Raw genomic sequence first — 17470 nt, forward strand, 5'->3', positions numbered from 1 at the left:
CCGTATTCGACCTCCGTAATAGCCAACGCGACATCCGCCAGTTGTGTACAGGGAGGAACAAAACCAACGTAATCCGATCGGAGCTAGTTACGCGGATGAAACGTCATCGGGAGGCGATCGAATCCGTAGCTGGTTGCCAGCTCGACGGGCTCAGATGGACCCTCGTCGACCTCGAGTCGTTCGACGCGGTCCGTGACAGCATCAAGGATGACGTCGCCCTCTAGCTTCGCGAGCGGCGCGCCAAGACAGTAGTGAGGACCGAATCCGAACGCGATGTGGCGGTTCGGCCTCCGATCGGGACGGAACAGATCCGGATCGTCGAAAGCGTCGGGGTCCCGATTGGCCGACCCGATCCAGGAGACGATCCGTTCACCTTCGGGAATCTCCGTTCCGCTGAGTTCGACCGCTTCAGTCGTTCGTCGCCCGGAGATCGACTGTACCGGTCCCCGATACCGGAGAACCTCGTTGAACACTGTCCGCCGGTCGAGCTCGCCCTCGCGGAGTCGTTCGTACTCCCCGGTTTCCTCGAGCGTCCAAAGGGCGTTCCCGACGGCGTGGGTCGTCGTCGAGTGGCCGGCTAGAAAGAGGAAGACACAGAACGCTCGCTGTTCGGATGGCGAAAGCGTCGGTTCGTCGTCCGACTCCGAACCCGCGATGACCGAGATCAGGTCGCTTTCCGGGTTCTGGCGACGCTCACCTAGGAGGTTACCGAAGTATTCGTACATCTTTCCCACCCCTTCCATGATGGCATCGCGTCCAGCCTCGTCGCCAGTCATCGCTCCGGACCACTGTCTGACCAGATCCCAGTCGTCCTCGGGAACGCCCAAGAGACGGGAGATGGTTGAGACGGTCACCGGGGCGGTTAGTTCGCCGATAGCGTCGATCTCCCTTCCATCTTCGAGCGCTCGATCGAGGCGGTCATCCACGATCGACCGAATCGACGGGCGAAGCTCATCGAGGTTTCCTGGTTGGAAGTACTCCTCGACGACGCCCCGAAGCCGGTCGTGTTCCGGCGGGTCCTCATCGATGAGAAGCGTCCCCAGGTTTCCGTTCGGATCGAAGTCAGATGCGCCCTTCGAGGTGAATGTCTCGTGGTCGGAGAGCGCCCGCTTGACGTCATCGTAGCGAAAAACGTCCCAACAGTCGCGACTCCCGTCGTACCGTACGGGTTCGGTCTCGCGCATCGTCTCGTACCACGGAAATGGATCCATCAACCGCTCTTCCGTGGTGAGTTCGTCCGGTGGTCGCATATCAGGCCCAGGATTTTGCTGGCTCACGTTAATTAAGTGATTAATTAGGCGTGTAGGTCTTTCGGTTGGCTGTGTCCTCGATCGATCTCTGCGTGCAGAACGATCGTCATCTACTACGGGGAAATCGACAGTACCTCGCAGAGATACTCACGAAAAGCGGATTCCAAGCCCAGCTAATTTGTCCTCAATCGGCCGCCTGACCGCCGTCGACGGGCAGCGTGTGACCCGTAATGTACGATGCATCGGACGAACAAAGGAATGCGACCGCACCGGCCATCTCTTCGGGTTCAGCGATGCGGTCCATCGGTACGTCCCGCATGGCGGACGTATCGTAGTCGGCCCGGATCGTCCGGATCGCCATTCGGACTAGTTCGATTGCCGTCCCGATCCGGTTCAACAGCGGTATCGATGACCCGCCTGTTCCGCCCAAAAGACCTGATTGAATGTTCGTCTTTGTAGGGCCCGGAGCGATCGCGTTGATCCGGATGTCACGACTGGCGTACTCGAGGGCTGCTGATTTCGTCAGGCCAACAACGCCGTGTTTGCTGGCTGAATAACTGGAGAGTCCGCCCATCCCCACTAAGCCGGCCTCGGAGGCCGTGTTGACGATCGCGCCACCGCCCTGACTCTCCATGACGGGGAGCTCTGCCTTCATGCAGGTCCAGATGCCTTTCAGGTTGATAGCGATGATCCGTTCCCACTGTTCGTCCGTGATGTCAGTGACCCCCGAAAAGCCGGTGAGGATTCCCGCGTTGTTGTGCGCGAAATCGAGGCTTCCGTAGGTATCGACCGCGATGTCGACCATTCGCTCGACCGACTTGGAATCGGAAACATCGACCTCGACAAACGTCGCGTTACCGCCGGCATCCTCGATCAGATCGACTGTCTCACGACCAGCCGTCACGTCGATGTCCGCGGCGACGACGTTCGCTCCTTCCTCAGCGAAGCGGCGTGCCGATGCGCGTCCAATTCCTGATGCGGCTCCCGTTACGACAGCTGTATTCCCATCTAGTCCATTCATGAGTAAACCCTGCCGTCAATTAACTACTCAATCAATAAGAGTTTCTATACACCATCATGATAAATATTTGATGGGTAGGCAACTATGAGTGGAAGCTCTACATCCAACAACGGTTATCTATAGCCATCCGCGCAGTATTCTGTAGTAACTGTCGACTTCACTACCCGATGGGTGTCACACCTCCGTAAACCTCGTTAACGTATACGACCCCGAAGATGCTGGTCTGACCCGCGGTCCCGGAGGGGAGTCCTGGTACGACTTCGAACAGTGATCCCGACGATTTCGTTCGAGAGAATCGGGAGACCTTGGTCCGGATACTCGAGCATTCGGATGACCCGTTCGTGAGAGCGATCTGTCTGAAAGCGCTCGTCAGGTACGGAAGCGACCCTAGTCTTCAAGTCCTACAGCAGGAAGTCGAGCGAGCAGGAGGCGAGGAAGGAGGTGACAGCGCTTGAGTTCAGTCACCAGTGGCGTCAGCGAACTTCTGCGCGTCACGGAACAGTTCGGGACTGGAGTCGACGAACCGAACCATCTGCTCGAAACGTTCGATGTCGTCGAGCAGCTCCGGATCCTCCCGAGCGATTCGGAGCAGTTCGGTTCGCATCTCTCGCTGTTCCTCGTCGAGTTCTTCGACCGCACTGCGTTCGATCGCCTACCCACATCACACACAGAAGACTCGTCTCTGGGCGACTGCTGCTGGCATCGCGGACAGGTGAGGGAAGCGATCGGGTTGCTCTCCTCCGCATCAACGTCAGCACCGTGAGCGCGAGCGATTTCCCGGTCGTTTGCCTCTCCGAACACCGCAATGTACCGGGAGGCGACACACCCTTCTCGATTCAACTGCCGTAACGACTTTCGAGAGCGACTACTCGTCCTCTCGCGTCGTTTCCCGTTCTACGATGTGGCGAAAGCGGCGGCTACACCTCGGTACGTTCCGAAGTGGCACGACCGTCAGGTCGGAGGGGTCCTCGAGTCCGCCCTCCGCCGCCCAACGGTGAGCGCGTCAAATGCCCTACTGATGCACTCGAACGGATAACCCGAATGTGATTACATCTCTAGATGAGTTATTAATACATTTGTACATATATTTGAGTTGAGATGAGGAGAAAAAAGTGCTTGAGGATGATCGCGGGCGGGATCGGGATAGCCGGAGAAGATGTCGAATATGTCGTGTACAAAGACGACTGTCTGATCCACGCAAATCTTTGAGCGAGGTCTCGGTCGGTCGATCTCTCGTAGGTGAACGTCCGCGGTGAGACCCGGCGGACGGCGGCGCAGGACACTGACGGGCGTACGAGCGGGTCCGAATCGGAGTCGAATCGCGGCGAGAAACGAGTTCGCAGGGGCGTTCGTCCGGGATTACCTGCAGGTCCGGTGGACGATTTCGTTGTCCTCGTTCGGACCGCGCGCTTCCCCCGCGGCGATGGGTTCGCCGCAGACCGCACAGTCGAGTTTGGAATCGCCGTCGGCGGTGCCGAGACCGACAGTCTCCGTCAGACCCCCCAGTTCCTCGGACGCGTCGACGCCGACGGCCTCCGTCAACTCCTCTAACTCCTCGGGTTCGGCCGTCATGGTGTACCCGAGTGCGAGTGCGCCGCCGCCGGCCAACAGTCCGCTCAGCCGTCGGCCCCTTCTGAGGGAACTGATAGCCACGGCTGCGAGGCCAGCGGCGAGGAGTACTCGAACGAGTGGTTCTCGGTCCTCGATGGTTTCGCGGAGGTCCATAGTGGCGAATCGGGCCGCGAGCCCTTGTAAGTCACCGCCGACCGGACGCCTCCCCTTTCGAAGGAACGTCGGCCGAAAACCGGCGTTCTGCGGGTAGAAAACGCTCTTACTGCCGGTTCAGTGCTTCTCGAAATCCTCGAGGTCGCCCTGCGGTTTGCCTTCTTCGACTTCGACGTCGGTCACGTCGGCTTTGATAGGTCCCCGCTTGCACCACTCGATCATCGTCTCGACGTCCTCCTCGCTCCCCTCGAAGAGGGCTTCGACCCGTCCGTCGTCCAGGTTCCGCACCCACCCCTCGACGTCGTGCGCGCGAGCGGTTTCGTGGACGTTGTCGCGGAAGTGAACCTCCTGAACGTCGCCGGAGATGAAGACGTGTGCGCGTGCTTCGGTCATCGCGTCCACCTCCGAGTTCGACGCGGAAAACGGCTGGGTGGGGGATTTCAGAAAGTCCGACGCCGCTCACAGTTAGGCGCGGGCGAGAGTAATCGAGAGGGAGAGAACCTACCGCGGGGAGTCGTCGTCGGCGGACTCGTCCGGGGAGATGGCGTCCTGCAGTCGGTCGATGTCGGTTATCTTCTCTAAGTCGCCCATCGTGAGTTCGGTCGCCTCGTTGGCGCTCTCGCCGGCCGCGACGCCGCTCGTGAGGATGCTCCGGACGCCCTCCTCGATGGTCATATCCACGTCGTGGACGTTCTCTCTGGGGACGTGAGTGAGAAAGCCGCCGGTCACGGGGTTCGGGGCGAGGGGGACGAACACCGTCACCATCTCGTCGTGGCCCGTCGCCGCCGACACCGTCTCCGGGGAGCGACTCGTCTCGAAGCCGATGACGTAGACGTCGTCGCCGAGTAGTTCGACGAGTTTGATCTCTTGGAAGTTCTCGGCCTCCTGGTCGAGCATCACGTCGCCCATCCGGCGGAAACTCTTGTAGACGGTGCCGACGCCGGGAATCGACGTTATCGCCAGATCGACGAGGTCGATGATTCGCTCGCCGTGGCGGTTCTGCCCGACGGATCCGACGACGACGACGACGCCGAGCAACACGAGAATCGCGATCAGTTCCGAGAGGAAATCGATCACCGTCGAGTAGACGTTCAACTCGACGAGAAACAGGACGAAGCCTGCGCTCTCGACGAACTCGAAGACCCCCATCCACCGCAGGAGGTCGATGATCGGGCGGAGCGCCGACCTGACGAACTCCAAGGCGACGTCTAAGATGTACAGCGTGACGATGAACGGGATGATGATACCGACGCCCGTCATCAGCACGTCGAGCGTACTCTCGTAGAGAGATTCGCCGGCGTCCTTCGGCGTCGGCGGGGAGCGGTCGGACGAGTCGGAACCAGACATTCGGATATTCGTGAACACTCCCCGGATACATCAACTTGTTCGCCGGTGGAAGTCGGTGCGACGGCGGTCGGGTCCGGAGACGGCCGGTCCGGAGGCGGGCGGGAGCGTCTCTACGACTGCCCGCGCCGCTTTCCGGGTTTCCCGTCCTCGCCGGGGTTGTATATCCAGATCATGTTGTTCTCGTGACCGACGTTACTGCTGTCCTCGCCGATGATGACGCGCCCGTCGTCCATCACGACGATGTTGTCGGGGTTGGCGATGGTCGTCGTCGGGTCGAACCCGTGCTTGTCGAAGACGGACTTGATCTTCTCCAGACCGACGCCCGCGAACCCTTCTTCGCTCTCGTTGGTCGGGTTGAACGAGCAGTCCTGACAGACGGTGCTCGCGGAGTCCGGTCGGGCGTCGTAGGGACATCCGCCGCAGATGTTGGCGTTCGGACCGCCGGCGACGACCGGGACCATGTCGAGGACGTCGTAGTCGTGGGCCGCGGAGCGTCCCTCGACGGTTTCGCCCTCCTCGCGGAGTTGCAGGCGGTAGACGACGCCCCAGTCGTCGCCGTTTATCTGGAAGTGGTCCTCGGGGTCGGTGTTACCCTCGCCGGCCTCCTCGTTCGGGAGGAACGTCTTGGTCGTCTCGGACATGGCGACGTAGGCGAAGTCGCCGGGTTCGGCACCGCGGCGGATGTTGATGCCCTCCATCTTGCGGAACTCGTCGGTCGCGCCGACCGCGCCCGCGGCGCGGGTCGATTCGAGGAACGCGACCCGGTCGTCCTCGGCGTTGCCGGCGGCCCACTCCTTCACCTCGGCGTCCGAGATGTAACTCGTCTCGCCCTCCGTGTAGTCGGCCTGCGTGATGTCGTCGTACTCGGCGATCCACGACTCTATCTCCTCGTTCGTGGCGTGGCCGAGTTCTATCCACTCGATGCCGAAACTCACGTCGGCGGGATCGCCGCCGACGGGACCCTTCTGGGAGGCTTTCGCCGCGTAGAGCGTCCCCGAGGAGAGGTCCTCCGCCTCGTCGGCGACGAACTTGAAGAACCCCTCGCCGGTGCCGTCGGAGGTGGTGTACGCCGTCTTCCCGTCGGGCATGACGACGGCGTTCTCGTGGGTCGCCCGGCCGAGGGTGAAGTGTTTCACCGGCGTCGGCGTCTCGGCGGTCGGCTCTTGAATCTCGACGATGTAGCCGTAGCGGAACGGGTTCGGGTACTCCTCGTCGTAGATGCCGTCGTCGTTCGGTTCGTGGCCGAGGTGGCGCGCCACGTTGACGGCTTCGTCGGACACGTCGGAGTCGGGGTTGTTCCACTGATCCGTCGAGGGAACCTCGTAGTTCTCCTCGGAGGTGAGGGGCGTTCCCCACGGCGACACCGTACCGAAGCAGTTGTTGTACGTCCCGCCCACGTCGCGGAACTCCAGATTCTCCACGTCGTGAACCTGCCACGGGCCGTCGCCGCGCGAGGAGATGTGCATCCGACTGACCATGCCGGGGCGCGTCTCCCAGTTGGTGAACAGGTAGCCCTCGTTGCGTCTGTCCTTCGAGTTCCCGTCTTCGAGGGGAACGAAGCCGTTGTAGTCCGCTTTCGAGGTGATGTACTCCTCGGCGTCGGCGAGTTCGCCGTCTGGGGTCAACGGAACGCCGAGTTCCTCGCCGTTACCGATGTCGGCACCGCCCTCCATGAGCGGTTGATAGCCGCCGTACGCCGTCTGCACCATCGAATCGTAGGATTCGGCGACGCCGTCGCCGAGTTCGTCGTCGTAGTCGAAGTCGTCGCTCGCGGGAATCTGCACGGAGGGGAAGTCCTCGGGCAGGTCGTGGAAGTTGAACCCCGAGAGCGCTCCGACGATGGCCGCCTCCGACCCGTCTATCAGGTCCCGGTCGGGGTGCTGGATGTTGAAGAAGAAGCGACCCGACTCGGTGACGAAGATGCCGGTGACCTCAGACCCGATGATGGACGTCGCGAACCGGTTGAGCGTCGGCCCCCCTTCCTCGTGGTGGCCGTCCTCGTGACCCTTCTTCTCGCCCTTGCCGTTGCCGCGCCCGTTACCCTGAGCGTTGCTGTTGTACGTTACCCCCGACGTGATGAGCGCGAGAATCGCCTCTCGCCGCGTAAAGTCCAGTTGGGACATCGACGGGACGACGTACCCCGAACGCGGTGTTAATCTTATATATTTGATAGATAGATATCGGCAGAGACGAACGTATCGAACCGAATCGTACCACGGGGACAATAGACGTACGTACTGCCTTTCGCCCGTGAACGTCACCGCCGCACGACCGTTCGCGTCGCCGTCAGTGCGGCAATCTCGAACCGACGTCCGTGAGTTCAGTCATGTCTGCTCGTCGAGGCGGCCAGAGCGCCTTCGAGTCCAAAGCGCCGCGAGACAGCAGAGCCACAGCGCCGCAGTCGCGGGGCCGGAGTGCCCGCCCATCTGAACGCCGACGCGCGCCGTCGAGAGCGGATAGAAGAGCGGGACGCCCATCGGCGTCGTGCTGTCGATGAGGAGGTGCGAGGCGTACCCGACGCCGACGGACATCGTCCGTCGTGCGGACGAGACGCTCTGCGTCTCGTCAACGCCGACGCCGCCCGCCGCGGCGCGACTTCGGACCGCCGCGACTGCGAGGGCCGCACCGACGGCGAGTCCCGTGTGCGTGAGGCCGCGGTGCGTCAGCGGAAACTCCCACGCGAGGGGGAAAAACAGGTCCACGTCGGCGACGACGCCGCCGAGGACGCCGGCGCGCGGCGCGTCGAACGCGAGCGTCCCGAGGGTGTAGCCGACGAGTGCGTGCGTGGCGACGGCCGTCGCGAGATAGCCGAGGTGGGAGAGCGAAACCACGACGCCCGCGGGTTCGGCCGTGCGCGCCTAAAACGCCCCGATAGGGCGAGGCGGGAGAGAGCGGAGCGGGACGGAGACGCTCGGCGTCGCGACGGCCGGAGCCTTTTCGCGCGCTCCCCCCGCATCGGTCCGTACCCTCGCCCTATGGTGGACGGATTCCCCGACGTTCGAGAAGGCGGAACGCTCCGCGTCCCCGCGACGGACGCCGACCGAGTCGAACTCCGGTTCGCGCCGGTGCTCTCGCGCGACCGGTTCGACCCGAACGACTGGCGGACGGAGACGCTCGAACCCGTCCCGGACGCCACGGACTGGTACGAGGTCGATTTGGACGGCCTCGAACTGCAGGACGGTCGATACGAGTACGAGTTCGTCGTCCACCGCGGCGACGAGGACCCCGTCGTCGCCGCCGATCCGTTCGCCGAGGAGATTACCCGCTTTCGCGGTCACCGCGGCACGTTCCGAATCCGGGACGGAGAGCGGTTTCGGCCGTCGTTCTCGTGGGACGACGAACTCCCGGACGACGGCTTGCCGGCGAACCACGAGTTGGTCATCTACGAGTTACCGCTTCGGTGGGCCGCGCCCGCCTCGCCGACCAACGAGAAGCGGAACGTGCCCGACGGCGACTTCGAACACCTCCTGACGGAACACCTCGACGAACTCGCCGAACTCGGCGTCAACGCCATCGAACTCCTGCCGATTCAAGACGCCGCGGTCACCCTCGATTGGGGGTACGGGACGCGCTTTTTCTTCGCGCCGGACCTCGACTTCGGCGACCCGATAGACGCGAAGTTCCTCGTCAAGGAGTGCCACAAGCGCGGGATTCGCGTCCTGATGGACGTGGTGATGAACCACGCCAGGGAGTGTCCGCTGGAGGAGTTGGCGGGCGAGACGTTCTTCCTCGACCCCGAGGAGAAACCGGACCGTCCCGACTGGGGCGGACGTCGCTTCGACTACGAGGCGTTCGTCGACGGCTACCACCCCGCCCGGGAGTTCCTCCACCGGATGGCCGAGTTCTGGATTCGGGAGTACCACGTCGACGGGTTCCGCATAGACGAGTTCAAAGGGATGGACGAGTGGGAGTTCGTCCAGGAGTTCCGCGACCGGACGCGGGCGGCGCACGAGGAGGCGTTCCCGGACCGTCCGTTCCTCGTCGTCGCCGAGGACTCGTGGGGGCGCACCCGAATCGTCCGCGACGTGGAGGGGAACCCGGAGGACCGCACGGTCGTAGACGGCATGTGGAACTTCGACTTCCGTGACGAGTCCCGGCGGTTGCTCCGCGACGAACTCGACACCGAACCGGGGGAACCGTCCCGGAGCGACCGAATCCGGGCGCTGATTTCGGGCGACCGGACGTGGGACGACATGGACCGGCAGTTCGAGGAGGGGTTCACCGACCTCTCGCAGGCGGTCAACTACGTCACCTCCCACGACATGGGCGAGAAGGGCGAACAGCGGTTGATGAACTACCTGTTCGGCGAACTCGTCCGCGAGAGGGGGTTGGGAGACGGGTCGGTGGAGAACGTGCGGTACCTGCTCGACGACCTCGTCTCCGCCGCGCCGGAGGTGCGGATAGACGCCCACGAGGAGGCGGTAGACCGGGTTCGCGGCTCGTTCGCCCTGCTTTTGACGTCGGTGGGCATCCCGATGTTCCTCACGGGCGAGGAGTTCGGCGACGTGCACGACTTAGACTACACGGACTGGCAACTGAAGATGGAGGACCCGGTGGACTGGAGTCGGCGCGAGTACCCCGGCCACGACGCCCTCAGAGAGAGCGTCGGCGACCTGATAGACCTGCGCACCTCGACCGAGGCGCTACAGCGAAACGAGGTGGAGTTCTTCTACGAACACCCGACGATAGACGACGATGACGGCGCGCGCGCGTTCGCGTACTGTCGGACCGGCGGCCGGGAGTTGGGGAGCGACGGTCAGGTCGTCGTCGTCGCCAACCTCGGCCCCGAGGGGTTCGAGGCGTTCGATATCCCGTGGCCGTGGACGGACACCGACCGAATCACCGAACGCGGCGACCCCCTCCGAGGGGCGCCCGCCCCCGAGTTCGTCCCCGAGGAGGAGGGGGCGACGCTCTCTCTGTCTCCGTTCGGAGTCCGCGTCTTCGAGACCTGACGCACTCACTCTCGCGGACGGGACCCGGACTCCGTAGTTGCTCGTACGGGATTCGGTGGAGGCGGGCGAGGTAGTCGAGACGAACAGATACGACGCGCGGAGGAATGAAAGATATTCGGCCGAGTTGGTCGCTTTGCGAACACTCATCGGTTCGTACCCGTTTCTCCCGACGAACTTCCACCGTAATCGGATAGAAACCGAACGTCGGCCTGCACACGACGGCAGAATACGGAAGTGAATATAAGCCAACATCCGAATGCAATGGCACTATTCCAGCAAGGATCCCAGCAGGAGTCGGGCATCGAAGAAAAAGGCGAGAAGATGATGGAGGAGACGCCGATGTCGGCCGGAGACCCGGTCGCGACGCTCGCCGCGGGGTCGGTGCTGCTCTCGTGGTACCAGTTCTACGTGAAAGGCGACAAAGAGAGCGGCATCTTCGTGGGCCTGTGGGCTCCGACGCTACTCGCGGCGGCGAGTTACGTCCAGCAGAAGGACATCGCGCGGAAGTTCAAGCAGGGCCTCTCCTTCTAAAGCGACCCGTCCGCCGTCTACGCGACCGGACGCCGGGGTGATTCGAGCCCCGCGCGCGACGGACGGCGGATTCGAGGCGGCGTCCGTTTTCGCTCGGTACTTGCGAGATACGTCGCGTTCTCCGCTGGAGCACCGGATGACTCCCCCATCACACCGTACCCGAAAGCGGCGTCTCCGGTCGCTATTCTCGGAAGTCGTCGAAACGGAATACTCCACCAAAACGAGGGTTTTCGGGAGTGTACCGTCGTTTTTGCCACGTCGTTGAAGTGAGTCGAATCCGAATCACGGGTGGTGAATTACCATGGCCGACGATGACCAAAACCGAACGCGCGAGGCGGACGCAGAGCGCGAAGCCGAAATCGAATCCGAGATGAAGCGCGTGGACCAAGACCCGGACCAAGTGAAGGAGGGAAGCGAGAGTCTGGGGACGCAGAACGCCGAAAGCGGCGCGCCCGAGGGCGAACGAGCACCGATGGACGAAGAAGCGATAGAGGAGGAGGAAGAAGAAGAGGAGGAAGAAGAGACGGCGGACGACGAAGAAGAGGAGGCTGACGACGAAGGGACGCAGGACGACAACCAGTACGGCGGCGAATCCGAGGGCGACATCGACGCCGTCGAGCAGACGGAGATGGTCGACGCCAACGACGACGACGAGAGCGAGGAGTGAGGCGGCCGACGGAGTCGAGTCCGCGGCCGAATATTCTTCGGTTCACGCCTCCGACTCGCAGTACCTATCAGAAATAGCACCCATCGGATACGTCATTATCGACCCCGTCAGTAGCGCTGTACCTCCAGACTTTTAACGATGAGATGGATAGAGGGGGTCAGAGTAAGCGACCATATGTTCGATATTCAACCTACGTTGATGGGGTCGCTCTTGACCGCGAGTGCCTCGCTGTTCGGCGCGTTAGTGGGGGCCATCGTGCCGCAGCAGATTCGTGTCCGAAACAGGCGAAAGAACCTCCGACTGGCCCTTAGGTCGGAGATAAACCAGATCTTCCTCCACGAACTGCACGTGGACGTCCTCGCGGAGTTCACCGAGGCGGGGAACCTGAGCCAACTGCTTCCGACGGCGGTGTATCACGCGAACGCGGGCCAAATCGGCCAACTGTCGAGCGACGAGATCGAGGCGATAGTCACGGTGTACAGCAAAATCGACAGCATCACCCTCTACTTCGAGCGAACGTCGCACGAGGAACTGTCGTGGGAGTACCTCGATAAGTTCTCCGCGGACTTCGAGGAGGCGCACTCGAAGGCGATAGCGGAGATAGACAAGCGACTGTAACCGCGACGCGCGGGCGGAACCCGACTCGGCGCGGTTACCGATACGCGAGGAGGCGAACCGCCGCGTCGGAGCGAATCCACGCGTTCTCGTCGTCCGCGTCGTACAGTTCGACGCACCCATCGACCACTCGTTCCCGGCACTCGGGCCACCCGTACGTTCTATCTCGCGCCATGGACTGTCGGCGTCCGACGGTTCCGCGACGATATAAAGGTGCGCTCGAACCCGTCGCACCGCCTCCGCGGCCGGTGCAGTCGCGAACCCCCGCCGCGGGGAGAACTGCCGTCTCCACAGAAAGAACCGACATCGGCGTCGGATGCGTCGCCGATTCACCCTCGGACCGACCGATCAGTCACCTTCATCTACTATTTCGCTCCCTTCGAGGACAAATGTCCATCCAATCCCGTCCGTGGTACCACGACACTCGCAACCCTTTTCCGTGTGGTGGTCATACGTTAATTTGCAATGGCGAAAGGAAACGTTGACTTCTTCAACGACACAGGCGGCTACGGTTTCATCTCGACGGACGACTCGGACGACGACGTGTTCTTCCACATGGACGATGTCGGCGGCGACGACCTCGAAGAGGGGCAGGAGCTCGAATTCAGCATCGAGTCCTCCCCCAAGGGCCCCCGCGCGGCGAACGTCACCCGACTCTAACTACCGGTACTGACCGTCGGCGACGACGGTAACTAACCGATTCATCGCGTTTCCGACAGAGCGGACGCGGCCGCGCCCCGATTCACACCGGGAGGCGGGACGTCTCTGGATTTTCTGGGATTCGACGGGCGAGCGACGGCTTCTACTCGATACCGACGACAACTACTCGGCAGCGACGGCGTCCGTTCGGGACGGAACAGTTCACCCGACGGAGAGCGTGCGTATTTAAAGAATGTACGCGTGCGAAACCAGACGCTCGCACGCCTCTCGGAAGGGTTAACCGTCCTCCTCGCCAGATACGGTCGTAATGGCAACTGGTAAGGTTGACTTCTTCAACGACACGGGCGGCTACGGTTTCATCGAGACTGAGGATGCGGACGACGACGTGTTCTTCCACATGGAGGATGTCGGCGGCCCGGACCTCGAAGAGGGGACGGAAGTCGAATTCGAGATCGAAGACGCGCCGAAAGGCCCCCGCGCGAAGAACGTTACCCGACTCTAAGGTAACGCCGCGGATCGAGTACCGACGGACGAACACACTTTTGGACGGAAGTACCGCCGCGACCGGCGGGTCCCTCCGACGACGACGGGCGACGCGAACGTACGAGGGAGTCGCAACTCCGCCGGAGGTCGTGGCGACGACTACCGTGGTAACCGTAGTCGCGCAAGCGTTATTTATAGGGCACTACTCCATACAGAGGCAATGGCAACTGGTAAGGTTGACTTCTTCAACGACACGGGCGGCTACGGTTTCATCGAGACTGAGGATGCGGACGACGACGTGTTCTTCCACATGGAAGACGTCGGCGGTCCCGACCTCGAAGAGGGCACGGAGATCGAGTTCGAGATCGAAGACGCCCCCAAGGGCCCCCGCGCGAAGAACGTCACCCGTCTGTAAAGCGGACTTCTGAGACGCGAAATACGGTAGCGAACGGAGGCTTGCGGCGTCGCGGCGATTGAGTTCGATCCGGATGCGGCAGTTCTCCAAACTACTCACTATTCATACAGCGATTGCGCCGCCACCGACGGTGGACCGATCGCACATTCTTCGGGCCGTCGAGACGACCAGCGGTCGCCCCGGGCGAACCCGACCGCGAAGGCGAACGCTCAGGTTCGACGCGTGCGAGACGCAACTATGAGTACGGACGGACTCGACCGAAGACGCCTCCGCCGCGCCGCAGTGGTCCTCCTCTCGGTTGCGGTGGTCGTGGCCGCCTCGGTCGTGACGCCGCCGTCGAACGTCCTCTCCGCGACGGGACCGTTCGGAGTCGGCGCGGACAAGTGGCTTCACCTCGGGGCGTACTGGGCAGTGACGCTCCTCGTCGCCGCCGCGTTCGGGTCGCGACGGCGACGAGCGCTCGTTCTCGCCGTCGCGTTCGGCGTCGCCCTCGGGGCGGGCGTCGAACTCGTGCAGGCGACGCTTCCCGCGCGTGCGTTCGACATCGCCGACGCGGCGGTCAACGGCGTCGGCGCGGTTCTCGGGGCGGCGACGTACGTCGTCGGGCGGCGCGTCCGAGGCGCGAGAGGCGGGCGTCGAGAGGGCAACGGCGGGTGAGTCACCCCCTCTCGCTCCGTCGTTCCGTCGCGGCGACGCCGGAGAGCGGCCGCCGACGCGCCATTTTTACCCGCAGACGCCCAAGCGTCGGGTAGTTCGGAGTCCCATGACGGCCACCACCCTCCACCGCCCGACGCACCGCGACGCGTTGTCCCTCCTCGAAGCGGCGTTCGGCGACGGACGCCTCGTCACGGTGTTCGGCCGGTGCACGGTGGAGTACGACGGGCGCGCGTCGTCCACCCTCGGGGCCGGCGACAGACTCGTCGTCTGCAAACCCGACGGGACGATTCTCGTCCACACGGATCAAAATCGGAAGCCGGTGAACTGGCAACCGCCGGGGTGCACCCACCGCGCGAGCGTCCGCGACGGACGCCTCCGCATCCGGAGTTCGCGCACGACGCCCGACGAGACGCTCGACGTGCGGTTCGAGCGTCTCGACCAAGTGACGGCCTACGAGGTGAACGACCGGAGCGACCTGAGCCTACAGGGGAGCGAGGAGGACCTCAGACAGCGCATCCTCGAAGACCCCGCACTCGTCGAGGAGGGGTTCGAACCGTCGGCGACGGAGCGCGAAACCGCGGCCGGACCGGTGGACATCTTCGGCGAGGACGCCGAGGGACGCCCCCTCGTCGTGGAGTTGAAGCGCCGGCGCGTGGGCCCGTCGGCCGCGAGCCAACTCCAACGGTACGTCGAGGCCCTCGAAACGGAGTTCGCGGCGGACGACGTGCGGGGTATCTTGGTCGCCCCCTCGGTCACCGACCGGACGAGCGAGTTGCTCGAAGAGAACGGACTCGGGTTCGTCGCCCTCGAACCACTCGCGCGGGAGGCGGCGGACGGCGCGGGCGACTGAACCGCGGCGACGGCCGGACGCGCCAATCGGCCGAAAAAGAGAGGGTGGCGTCTCAGTTGCTGCCGCCGGAGTCGGCGGTTGTGGTCGTGGTGGTGGTTGTATTTCCGGTAGTGTCGTCGCCGTTACCGTTTCCGTTGCCACCGTTTCCGTTGCCACCGTTTCCGTTGTTTTCGTGTCCGTTGCCGTTACCGTTGCCGTCGTCGCCGTTACCGTTGCAGGCGTCGTGTCCGTTGCCGTCGTCGCCGTTGTCCTTGTCGTCTTCGTCCTTGTGCTCGTCTTCGTCGTCCACCACGAGGACGAACCCGAGGTCCACGACGGGCTGTCCGTTCTCCGTGAACGGGCCGTCCTCCTCGCCGCCCGAGGAGACGAAGTCGTACGTCTCGTTGCCGTTAGTGTCGTAGTGCGGCATCGGGATGAGCGGTTGGTCCGAGTGCAGTCTGTCGTCGTCGAAGTCCGCACCCTCGACGTCGAACAGTTTCACCTCGACCTCCTCGTGTTCGCCCGCTTCGAGGTACTCGGAGACGCCGATGACGCTCTCGGTGACCTTCCCTTCGAGGAGTCGGGCGTCGTGGATGGCGACGAATCCGCCTTCGGAGAGCGTGACTTCGTCGATGTCTATCTCCTCGCCCTCGGAGTACTGGTTCTCGAAGTCGAGGAGGGCGAAGGAGTCCTCGTCGTCTTCCATCCCCACGAGGCCGAGGTCGACGACGGCCCGTTTGTCGTCGACGTAGGGGCCGTCCTCCTCGCCGCCCGAGGAGACGAAGTCGTACGTCTCGTTGCCGTTGGTGTCGTAGTGCGGCATCGCGACGAGGGGTTGTCCCTCGCTCAGGCTCTGCTCTTCGTCGCCGAAGTCCGCCCCCGGCACGTCGAACAGGTTGACTTCGACCGCGTAGTGCGCGCCGGGTTCGAGGTACTCCGAGACGCCGACGACGCTCTCTACGGCGCTTCCCTCGAACAGTCGTTCGTCGTGGATGGCGACGAATCCGCCCTCCGAGAGGACCGTCGAGTCGACGACGACGGTGTTTTCGTCCGCCATCTGGTTGCTGAACTCGACGGCGGCGAACGGTTCGTCCTCCTCGTCGTGACCGTTGCCGTCGCAACTCGTGTCGTCGCCGTTCGAATCGTCGCCCTCTGCGGCGACGCCCGCACTCGACGCGGCGATACCCGCCGTCGTCAGTCCGACCGCCGACGCGGACAAGAACGTCCGGCGAGACGTCTCCGGTCCGATTCCGTCGCTCGATTCCTCGCTCGCTCGCTCATCTCTGTCGTTAGTGTCGTCCATGGTGATAGCCGAGTTACAACTCGGCGAGTGGTACGTCGGACGAATACCACATATATGTTAGCAGTCTGCCAAAAACGTGGAAGTCGAGCGATGGAGAACGTATCTCAACGGATAAATTGTCGATATGGGCCACGAAACGGCACATTTCGTCAGTTTCCGTGTCGTTCAACGAACCCGGAAGGAGTGACATAATGGCTCCGGTGGTGGGATATCTATCACTTTACAGAGAGTTTCTGCCGTCCCGTCGACCGTCGGGCGCCGTCCGCGTCTCGAGGACCGGAATTCTCGTGCGAGGGGTTCTCACGGCGTCGGGCGGAGGCTTCGAAGCGCTTTTACCCCGGATGGGCGTTATTCACCACAAGTAACTATGGCAGACAAACCGGCCTCCATGTACCGGGAGATCTCCAAGGCGGCGTACACCCGACGGGAGTACATCACGGGGATCCCCGGCTCGAAGATTGCACAGCACAATATGGGCAACCTCCAGACCGGCCCGCAGGACTACGAGGTCCAGATTAGCCTCCGCGTCGAGGAAGAGTGCCAGATTCGCCACGGTGCGCTCGAATCCGCACGTCTCTCCGCGAACCGCGTGATGCTGAAGCAGGTCGGACAGGAGAACTACAAGATGGTGCTCCGGAAGTTCCCCCACCACGTCATCCGCGAGAACAAGCAGGCGACCGGTGCGGGTGCGGACCGTGTCTCCGACGGAATGCGGCAGGCGTTCGGGAAGCCCGTCGGAACCGCCGCGCGCATCAAGCGCAACGACCGCGTGTTCACCATCTACTGCAGTCCTGAGGACGCGGACATCGCGAAGGACGCGCTCCGCCGCTCCTACAACAAGATTTCGCCGCCGTGCCGCATCGACGTCGAGAAGGGCGAAGAACTGCTCGTCGCGTAATCGAGCGAACCTTCTCTCGTCGCTTTTCCGCCGACCGACGCTCCCGAGCGACGGCCACGCCGCCGTCTCCCGCGGGCCGGCCTCTCTCCTCGCGAGTCGGGCGATTTTTCGTCCGTC

At 63.1% G+C, this 17470-nt stretch carries 20 protein-coding genes and 1 pseudogene; 11 read left to right on the plus strand and 10 right to left on the minus strand.

Features of this window, described 5'->3' with window-relative positions:
* Positions 1–83: 83 nt before the first annotated feature.
* The gene (locus tag BLS11_RS12330; RefSeq protein WP_217629018.1) at positions 84–1277 is read right to left on the minus strand and encodes a cytochrome P450; all 1194 of its coding nucleotides are present in this window, start codon (positions 1275–1277) and stop codon (positions 84–86) included.
* Between the two features lie 157 nt (positions 1278–1434).
* Positions 1435–2271, minus strand: coding sequence for an SDR family NAD(P)-dependent oxidoreductase (locus tag BLS11_RS12335; protein ID WP_092537871.1), 837 nt, complete (start codon positions 2269–2271; stop codon positions 1435–1437).
* A 451-nt stretch (positions 2272–2722) separates the two neighbouring features.
* Here BLS11_RS12335 and BLS11_RS19070 point away from each other — a divergent pair, with 451 nt between their 5' ends.
* Entirely contained in the window at positions 2723–3034 is a 312-nt protein-coding gene (locus BLS11_RS19070) for a hypothetical protein (protein WP_139172798.1), read from the plus strand.
* Positions 3035–3630: 596 nt separating this feature from the next.
* Here the strand turns inward: BLS11_RS19070 and BLS11_RS12340 are convergent.
* From BLS11_RS12340 to BLS11_RS12360, 5 genes are all read right to left on the minus strand, one after another.
* Positions 3631–3996 carry a hypothetical protein gene (locus BLS11_RS12340; RefSeq protein WP_092537873.1) on the minus strand — a complete coding sequence of 122 codons (366 nt, stop codon included), beginning with the start codon at positions 3994–3996 and terminating at the stop codon, positions 3631–3633.
* Between the two features lie 117 nt (positions 3997–4113).
* Positions 4114–4389 carry an acylphosphatase gene (locus BLS11_RS12345; protein ID WP_092537875.1) on the minus strand — a complete coding sequence of 92 codons (276 nt, stop codon included), beginning with the start codon at positions 4387–4389 and terminating at the stop codon, positions 4114–4116.
* Positions 4390–4497: 108 nt separating this feature from the next.
* Positions 4498–5343: a DUF502 domain-containing protein gene (locus BLS11_RS12350; protein ID WP_245698895.1), complete on the minus strand. Its 846-nt coding sequence runs from the start codon at positions 5341–5343 to the stop codon at positions 4498–4500.
* Between the two features lie 110 nt (positions 5344–5453).
* Complete coding sequence (locus BLS11_RS12355; RefSeq protein WP_092537877.1) at positions 5454–7466, minus strand: alkaline phosphatase PhoX; 2013 nt, start codon at positions 7464–7466, stop codon at positions 5454–5456.
* Between the two features lie 201 nt (positions 7467–7667).
* Positions 7668–8174 (minus strand): metal-dependent hydrolase, encoded by a 507-nt coding sequence (locus tag BLS11_RS12360; RefSeq protein ID WP_092537879.1) that lies wholly within the window; start codon positions 8172–8174, stop codon positions 7668–7670.
* Positions 8175–8318: 144 nt separating this feature from the next.
* Between BLS11_RS12360 and BLS11_RS12365 the strand changes: the two genes are divergently transcribed.
* From BLS11_RS12365 to BLS11_RS12380, 4 genes are all read left to right on the plus strand, one after another.
* A complete protein-coding gene (locus tag BLS11_RS12365; protein WP_092537881.1) occupies positions 8319–10295 on the plus strand; it encodes an alpha-amylase family glycosyl hydrolase in 1977 nt (658 codons plus the stop codon).
* A 261-nt stretch (positions 10296–10556) separates the two neighbouring features.
* The gene (locus BLS11_RS12370; protein WP_245698897.1) at positions 10557–10826 is read left to right on the plus strand and encodes a hypothetical protein; all 270 of its coding nucleotides are present in this window, start codon (positions 10557–10559) and stop codon (positions 10824–10826) included.
* A gap of 301 nt (positions 10827–11127) precedes the next feature.
* Positions 11128–11493 (plus strand): hypothetical protein, encoded by a 366-nt coding sequence (locus BLS11_RS12375; RefSeq protein WP_092537883.1) that lies wholly within the window; start codon positions 11128–11130, stop codon positions 11491–11493.
* A gap of 198 nt (positions 11494–11691) precedes the next feature.
* Positions 11692–12111, plus strand: a complete 420-nt coding sequence (locus BLS11_RS12380) for a hypothetical protein (RefSeq protein ID WP_092537885.1) — start codon at positions 11692–11694, stop codon at positions 12109–12111.
* Positions 12112–12145: 34 nt separating this feature from the next.
* Here BLS11_RS12380 and BLS11_RS19435 read toward each other — a convergent pair whose 3' ends face one another.
* Entirely contained in the window at positions 12146–12283 is a 138-nt protein-coding gene (locus tag BLS11_RS19435; RefSeq protein WP_175454446.1) for a hypothetical protein, read from the minus strand.
* Positions 12284–12573: 290 nt separating this feature from the next.
* Between BLS11_RS19435 and BLS11_RS12385 the strand changes: the two genes are divergently transcribed.
* The 5 genes from BLS11_RS12385 (at position 12574) to nucS (ending at position 15173) form a co-directional block, all read left to right on the plus strand.
* The gene (locus BLS11_RS12385) at positions 12574–12768 is read left to right on the plus strand and encodes a cold-shock protein (protein WP_092537887.1); all 195 of its coding nucleotides are present in this window, start codon (positions 12574–12576) and stop codon (positions 12766–12768) included.
* Between the two features lie 307 nt (positions 12769–13075).
* Complete coding sequence (locus BLS11_RS12390; protein WP_092537889.1) at positions 13076–13270, plus strand: cold-shock protein; 195 nt, start codon at positions 13076–13078, stop codon at positions 13268–13270.
* Between the two features lie 201 nt (positions 13271–13471).
* The gene (locus tag BLS11_RS12395; RefSeq protein ID WP_092537891.1) at positions 13472–13666 is read left to right on the plus strand and encodes a cold-shock protein; all 195 of its coding nucleotides are present in this window, start codon (positions 13472–13474) and stop codon (positions 13664–13666) included.
* Positions 13667–13903: 237 nt separating this feature from the next.
* Positions 13904–14323: a VanZ family protein gene (locus BLS11_RS12400; protein WP_092537893.1), complete on the plus strand. Its 420-nt coding sequence runs from the start codon at positions 13904–13906 to the stop codon at positions 14321–14323.
* A 106-nt stretch (positions 14324–14429) separates the two neighbouring features.
* A complete protein-coding gene (gene nucS, locus BLS11_RS12405) occupies positions 14430–15173 on the plus strand; it encodes an endonuclease NucS (protein ID WP_092537895.1) in 744 nt (247 codons plus the stop codon).
* A gap of 52 nt (positions 15174–15225) precedes the next feature.
* Here nucS and BLS11_RS20085 read toward each other — a convergent pair whose 3' ends face one another.
* Together BLS11_RS20085 and BLS11_RS20090 are read right to left on the minus strand one after the other, a co-directional pair.
* Positions 15226–15858, minus strand: a complete 633-nt coding sequence (locus BLS11_RS20085) for a DUF7282 domain-containing protein (protein WP_449404960.1) — start codon at positions 15856–15858, stop codon at positions 15226–15228.
* Between the two features lie 27 nt (positions 15859–15885).
* Positions 15886–16221: pseudogene (locus tag BLS11_RS20090) on the minus strand (DUF7282 domain-containing protein); the annotation flags it as partial.
* A gap of 601 nt (positions 16222–16822) precedes the next feature.
* On the opposite strand from BLS11_RS20090, the gene BLS11_RS12415 reads away from it, so the two are divergent.
* The gene (locus BLS11_RS12415; RefSeq protein WP_092537897.1) at positions 16823–17353 is read left to right on the plus strand and encodes a 50S ribosomal protein L16; all 531 of its coding nucleotides are present in this window, start codon (positions 16823–16825) and stop codon (positions 17351–17353) included.
* Positions 17354–17470: the final 117 nt, after the last annotated feature.

Source organism: Halopelagius longus, from assembly GCF_900100875.1.
GTDB classification, from domain to species: domain Archaea; phylum Halobacteriota; class Halobacteria; order Halobacteriales; family Haloferacaceae; genus Halopelagius; species Halopelagius longus.

Excerpts from the sequence above, each read along its gene's own strand:
- BLS11_RS12395 (WP_092537891.1), top strand. The coding sequence starts at position 13,472 with ATGGCAACTGGTAAGGTTGACTTCTTCAACGACACGGGCGGCTACGGT.
- BLS11_RS12380 (WP_092537885.1), top strand. The coding sequence starts at position 11,692 with ATGGGGTCGCTCTTGACCGCGAGTGCCTCGCTGTTCGGCGCGTTAGTG.
- BLS11_RS12375 (WP_092537883.1), top strand. The coding sequence starts at position 11,128 with ATGGCCGACGATGACCAAAACCGAACGCGCGAGGCGGACGCAGAGCGC.
- BLS11_RS12340 (WP_092537873.1), bottom strand. The coding sequence starts at position 3,996 with ATGGACCTCCGCGAAACCATCGAGGACCGAGAACCACTCGTTCGAGTA.
- BLS11_RS12390 (WP_092537889.1), top strand. The coding sequence starts at position 13,076 with ATGGCAACTGGTAAGGTTGACTTCTTCAACGACACGGGCGGCTACGGT.
- BLS11_RS12350 (WP_245698895.1), bottom strand. The coding sequence starts at position 5,343 with ATGTCTGGTTCCGACTCGTCCGACCGCTCCCCGCCGACGCCGAAGGAC.
- BLS11_RS12365 (WP_092537881.1), top strand. The coding sequence starts at position 8,319 with ATGGTGGACGGATTCCCCGACGTTCGAGAAGGCGGAACGCTCCGCGTC.
- BLS11_RS19435 (WP_175454446.1), bottom strand. The coding sequence starts at position 12,283 with ATGGCGCGAGATAGAACGTACGGGTGGCCCGAGTGCCGGGAACGAGTG.
- BLS11_RS12385 (WP_092537887.1), top strand. The coding sequence starts at position 12,574 with ATGGCGAAAGGAAACGTTGACTTCTTCAACGACACAGGCGGCTACGGT.
- BLS11_RS12370 (WP_245698897.1), top strand. The coding sequence starts at position 10,557 with ATGGCACTATTCCAGCAAGGATCCCAGCAGGAGTCGGGCATCGAAGAA.
- BLS11_RS12335 (WP_092537871.1), bottom strand. The coding sequence starts at position 2,271 with ATGAATGGACTAGATGGGAATACAGCTGTCGTAACGGGAGCCGCATCA.
- BLS11_RS12355 (WP_092537877.1), bottom strand. The coding sequence starts at position 7,466 with ATGTCCCAACTGGACTTTACGCGGCGAGAGGCGATTCTCGCGCTCATC.
- BLS11_RS12400 (WP_092537893.1), top strand. The coding sequence starts at position 13,904 with ATGAGTACGGACGGACTCGACCGAAGACGCCTCCGCCGCGCCGCAGTG.
- BLS11_RS12415 (WP_092537897.1), top strand. The coding sequence starts at position 16,823 with ATGGCAGACAAACCGGCCTCCATGTACCGGGAGATCTCCAAGGCGGCG.
- BLS11_RS12345 (WP_092537875.1), bottom strand. The coding sequence starts at position 4,389 with ATGACCGAAGCACGCGCACACGTCTTCATCTCCGGCGACGTTCAGGAG.
- nucS (WP_092537895.1), top strand. The coding sequence starts at position 14,430 with ATGACGGCCACCACCCTCCACCGCCCGACGCACCGCGACGCGTTGTCC.
- BLS11_RS20085 (WP_449404960.1), bottom strand. The coding sequence starts at position 15,858 with ATGGAAGACGACGAGGACTCCTTCGCCCTCCTCGACTTCGAGAACCAG.